Source organism: Streptomyces sp. UH6 (genome assembly GCF_013421635.1).
Classification (GTDB): Bacteria; Actinomycetota; Actinomycetes; order Streptomycetales; family Streptomycetaceae; genus Streptomyces; species Streptomyces abyssomicinicus.
Genome location: NZ_JACADT010000383.1, coordinates 1 through 4,992 on the forward strand (window position 1 = coordinate 1; position 4,992 = coordinate 4,992).

General features: G+C 71.6%; 4 protein-coding genes. 3 read left to right on the forward strand and 1 reads right to left on the reverse strand.

The window, feature by feature from the left end; translation table 11 throughout:
- Positions 1–431 (reverse strand): hypothetical protein (locus HW445_RS18095; protein ID WP_180222040.1); only part of this gene is annotated, 431 nt, incomplete at its 3' end.
- 349 nt (positions 432–780) lie between these two features.
- Between HW445_RS18095 and HW445_RS18100 the strand changes: the two genes are divergently transcribed.
- The 3 genes from HW445_RS18100 to HW445_RS18110 all read left to right on the forward strand — a co-directional run.
- Positions 781–2,004, forward strand: a complete 1,224-nt coding sequence (locus HW445_RS18100; RefSeq protein WP_180222043.1) for a low temperature requirement protein A — start codon at positions 781–783, stop codon at positions 2,002–2,004.
- Positions 2,005–2,511: 507 nt separating this feature from the next.
- Positions 2,512–4,071 (forward strand): serine/threonine-protein kinase, encoded by a 1,560-nt coding sequence (locus HW445_RS18105; protein WP_180222041.1) that lies wholly within the window; start codon positions 2,512–2,514, stop codon positions 4,069–4,071.
- Positions 4,072–4,426: 355 nt separating this feature from the next.
- The coding region (locus HW445_RS18110) for a ParB/RepB/Spo0J family partition protein (RefSeq protein WP_180222042.1) at positions 4,427–4,992 on the forward strand (566 nt) is incomplete at its 3' end.

Genomic DNA, 4,992 nt, shown 5'->3' on the forward strand with positions numbered 1-4,992 from the left:
GCGGGCTCGGCCGTCCCGGCCGGTCCGTCCGGCGCGGAGGGTCCGTCCGGTGCGGGCAGCTGGGCCGGCTGCTCGAGGGAGCCGGCGATCTGCTGGGCGAGATCACCCGTCTGCTGAGCGGTGAGCCCTCTGACCCGGTCCGAGGTCACCGTGATCTCGGTGCCGTCGGGGCGGGTGATGGTCACGGTCTGGCTGCCGCTGCGGTTCTGCACCCAGGCGACCACCGCGGCCGCCAGTACGGTCGCCACGCCTCCCGGAGCCAGGAGCAGCGTGATGATCTCGGAGGCCGACCCCATGGTGCCGGGTTCCGGCGTCTCCCCGGAGCCCCGCTTCACACGACCGCGCAGCTCACGCTGGCGACCGAGCCACCCCCTGAGGTCGTCGGCACTGCTTCGGCCGCCGTCGTCCTGCGCCGTGATGGCGATCTGCATGATTCTCCTGCTGCTGCGGTCGTCCGGCCCAACTACCGCTCACCATACCGACGTTGGCCCGTTCGCCAGGCAGGGCGGTCAGGCGGCGACGAACAGGGGAGCGCCGCGGTGGCGCCGGACGTGTCCGCGGCCTGACGCGCCGTCCGGGGGCGTGAGCCCTCTCGTCCCCACCGGAGCCGCCTCTCCGTCGGGAACGTGCCTGCTCTTGACACGCATGCGGCGCTCCTCGGGTCGTGTCGGGAGGCCTGCGCGTGGACCGTGGTCCATGATCCTGATCATGAGCGACTCCGGATCCTCCGCCGGCCCGCCGGCCGAGTCGACACGGCGCCGGGTGCGCCGCCGGGCGCGGATGACCGGCCGTGATCCGCAGGAGCCGGGCCGGACCGCCACGCCGCTGGAGCTGTTGTTCGACCTGACGTTCGTGGTCGCGGTGGGTACGGCCGCCTCGCAGGTGGCGGAGATGCTCGCCGACGGACACGTGGGGGCAGCGGCTGCCGCGTTCGCCCCGGCGATGTTCGCGATCGTGCTGGCCTGGATCAACTACAGCTGGTTCGCCTCCGCCTTCGGCACCGACGACTGGCTCGACCGGGCACTGACCATGGTGCAGATGATCGGCGTCGTCGTGCTCTCCCTCGGGCTGCCGGCGCTGTTCCACTCGGTCGAGAGGGGAGAGCGCCTCGAACTGAGGGTGATCGTCGCCGGATACGTCGTGATGCGTCTCGCCATGATGGCGCAGTGGTCCCGCGTCGCACGCGAGTCCCCGCCCTACCGGCGGGCGGCACTCGCGAACATCTGCTGGACGGCGCTCGCACAGATCGGCTGGGTGGCCCTCTGCCTCGCCCGGCCTCCGCTGGCCGCCACCCTGGCCGCCTTCGCCGCGCTGGCGGTACTGGAACTGCTCGTCCCCGTGCTCTCCCAAGGCGGTGCCGGTGGTACCCCCTGGCACCCCCATCACGTCGCCGAGCGCTACGGCCTCTTCGCGATCATCACCCTCGGCGAAGGCGTCGTCGGCACCGTCGCCTCGTCCGGCGAGCTGCTCGGAGGCGCGGACGGTACGCACTGGACCGGCGACGCCGTCGCCGTCGTCGTCGCCGGTGTCGGTCTGACCTTCGGCATGTGGTGGGTGTACTTCACCGTGCCCTTCGGCGAGATCCTCGCCCACCGCCGTCGGCGCGGCTATCTCTTCGGCTACGGCCACATGCCGCTGTACGCGGCCGTCGCCGGCACCGGAGCGGGGCTGCACGTGGCCGGTCTCTCCCTCGAACACCACGCGAAGACCGGTGACGTGGCGGTGGTCCTGTTCCTGGCTCTGCCGACCGGCCTGTACCTGCTCACCGTCCACCTGCTGCGGGCCCTGCTGCTTTCCTCGTGGAGCCGCTTCCACCTGCTGCTCACGCCCCTGACCCTGGTGATCCCCCTCGCGGCCGTCCTGATGGCCCTGGCCGGCGCCGGGGTCGCCGCCTGCCTGCTGGTCGTCATGCTGGCCCCGTTCGTCCCCGTCCTCGCCCACGAGATCACCGACCACCGCAGACGCCGCGAACTCCACGCCACCCGCCTCGACAGCGCCACCTGACCGACTGGAACGGTTGGACACGGGGTAGATGCCGCCGATCCGCGCGCTGTCCGGATCGAGCTCGGAGGCCGGCACGGAGCGGGCAGTGCTGCCGCTGGACAACCCCACTGAGAGGTCGCCGTTGATGTACCGGTAGCGGTTGCCGGGACACGGGGGAAGCGAGGGGCGACGCCGGCGGCCGCGGGTCGACCTGCTCGGACAGGCACCCTCACTGACCGCGAGGGCTGACCTTCGCCGGGCAGGCGGAGATCCGCTGGCACGTCGGAGCGGGTCGCGCAGACCGTCGGGAAGCCCGCTGTGGTCACGTCTCAACGCAATGGTGAAGGAAACGTTCAGAGTCCCCTCTTCGTAGCTGATCCCTGCCGCATCGTGCCTGCGGCAGGGACACTGTTGTGCACTGATTGCCGTACCAGCTCGCGTGCGGGCCCGCTGTTGACGGCACCGGAACCGGTGGTGGGAGGGCGCGGAGCCGGTGACGGCGCGTCCTCCAGGGGGAGAGGGAGAACCATGGAAGACCTGCGGGCAGGGGATCCGCGCTCGGTCGGGGGATACCGCTTGCTGGGGAGACTCGGGCGGGGAGGCATGGGCCAAGTGTTCCTCGGCAGATCGCCCGGCGGCCGACCGGTGGCGGTGAAGGTGGTCCACGCAGAGCTGGCGGCGGACCAGCGCTTCCGTCGCAGGTTCGCCCGCGAGGTGGAAGCGGCACGTCAGGTCGGAGGTTTCTTCACCGCCCATGTGGTGGATGCGGACCCACAAGGTGATCCGCCGTGGCTGGTCACCGCCTACATCCCTGGTCCGTCCCTCCGTGAGGCCGTCGAGCGCTACGGGCCGCTGCCGGAAGCTTCCCTCGGACCACTGGCCGCAGGACTGGCGGAGGGCCTTGACGCGGTGCACACACAGCGTCTGGTCCACCGCGACCTGAAGCCGGGCAACGTGCTGCTCGCGGCGGACGGCCCGCGGCTGATCGACTTCGGCATCGCCAAGGCCGTCGAGGACACCCACCTGACCCACACCGGTGCGGTGATCGGTACTCCTGGCTTCATGGCGCCTGAACAGGTGGTCGGCAACGAGGCCACAGCGGCGGCGGACGTGTTCGCTCTCGGAGCGGTCCTCGTCTACGCGGCGACCGGTGAGGGGCCTTTCGGTCAGGGTGCCACGCACGCTGTCAACTATCGCGTCGTGCACGAGGAGCCGGACCTGTCGATGGTGCCCGGTCCGTTCGTGCATCTGGTGGGAGCCTGTCTGCGCAAGGACCCGCAGGCTCGTCCCGGGGTATCGGAGATAGCGGATCTGGTGCCGGGCGGCCACCTGGCGGGACCAGCATGGCTCCCGGGCGACATCACCACACTGATCGACGATCGCCGGACGGCGATGGCGCCCCAGGGCGACCGGCGGACCACGCCGTACACGGAGCCCCGGACGACCCGGTGGGAGGAAACCGACGGCACCGGGCCCGCCGCGCCGGGGCCTCGCGCGCCGGAGCCCGACCCCAGAGTGCCAGAGGTCTTCCAGCTCAGCACCGCCGCGTCGCGGGCGGCCGAGTCGGTGAAGAGCCTGGTGTGGGGCCTGTTGTCCGTACCCGCGCTGGGCCTGGCTCTCTTCGTGGTGGGTCTGCTCATCGGCGGCGGGGACGAGGATGGGGCGACGAGTTTTGCGCTGGACGTGCTGTTCTCGACGCCCCTCGGCTATCTGTGGATCATGGCCGCCGTCTTCCAGGCCCTGGACCGGGGAAAGTTCGACGGATACTGCCGTCTCGTCGTAGGACAGCAGGGGATCAGCTTTGTGGACGAGCGCGCTGTCCGCCTCAGGGACCAGTCGGTCTCCATCCCGTGGGACCGTCTCCAGCGTGTTCGAGCGACCTCCGAGGCGGCCAGTCTTGCCCTGAAGGCGACGTTCACCGAGCAGCACGAGCCCGAGAAGAAGTGGGCCGACCGGTACAGCATCCGGGGCGCGGACGGCGAGCACACCCTGTGCTTCATCAGAGTCAGGAACGGTGAGGACGCCGCTGTGGTGCCCCGGCTGCGTTCCGCGCTGGCGGGATTCGCCGGCCGGCGGTACGGCGAATAGGCGGACAAGACCTCACCCGCGGCTGTGCACCCGTGCGGCCCACGTCGGCGACGGTGGTGATGCCGTCCTTGACGGGCCGCAGCGCACCTGCGCGTCGGAGGGAAGGGACGGGTAGCGGCTCGTGCCGCGCCTGCCGCGCGATGCGGAGGGGTGTTCTCCGCCGCCAGGGCCGGCCGGCGGGCCACGGGCCGGGCTCCGTCGGGCGGCGTGCGAACCGGTGCCGCGGGGAGCCCCGGGACTCCTCGACGGCCGGCCGAGCGGCGCTCTAGCAATACCCCCCTAACCTGGCCTGTGGCCGGGACTCAGAGACCCGCGGCCCGATTCCGGAAACCGACACGTTTCTCGAGGAGATCGGATGAGCAACGCCAGCCGACCGGACATCGCCGATCAGGGGGCCGCCCGCGAGATCGCCCGGACCATCGGGGCGATCCGCCGCTCGCCGGTGGAACAGGTACGTCTCGACGCGCTGCGGCTGACCGGCTCACCCCGGTCGGAGGGCGAGGACTCCCGCCACGTGCGGCTGCTCGGCGAGGCCGAGACCGCGCTGCCGCCGATCGTCGTGCACCGGGCGACCATGCGCGTCGTCGACGGTGTCCACCGGGTGCGCGCGGCCTCTCTGCGGGGCCTGGAACGGATCGACGCGCAGTTCTTCGAGGGCGGCAAGGACGAGGTGTTCGTGCTGTCCGTCGCCCTGAACACGGCCCACGGACTGACCCTCTCCCTGGCCGACCGGACGGCCGCGGCCCTGCGCATCCTGACCACGCACCCGGACTGGTCGGACCGGAGCGTCGCCACGGTCGCGGGCATCTCCGCGACCAAGGTGGCGCGCCTGCGGCACGACGTGGCAGCCACCGGTGCGACGTTCCGCGTCGGACGTGACGGCCGGTCACGTCCCGTCGACGCGGCCGCCGGACGGGCCCG

Excerpts from the sequence above, each read along its gene's own strand:
- HW445_RS18100 (WP_180222043.1), top strand. The coding sequence starts at position 781 with ATGACCGGCCGTGATCCGCAGGAGCCGGGCCGGACCGCCACGCCGCTG.
- HW445_RS18105 (WP_180222041.1), top strand. The coding sequence starts at position 2,512 with ATGGAAGACCTGCGGGCAGGGGATCCGCGCTCGGTCGGGGGATACCGC.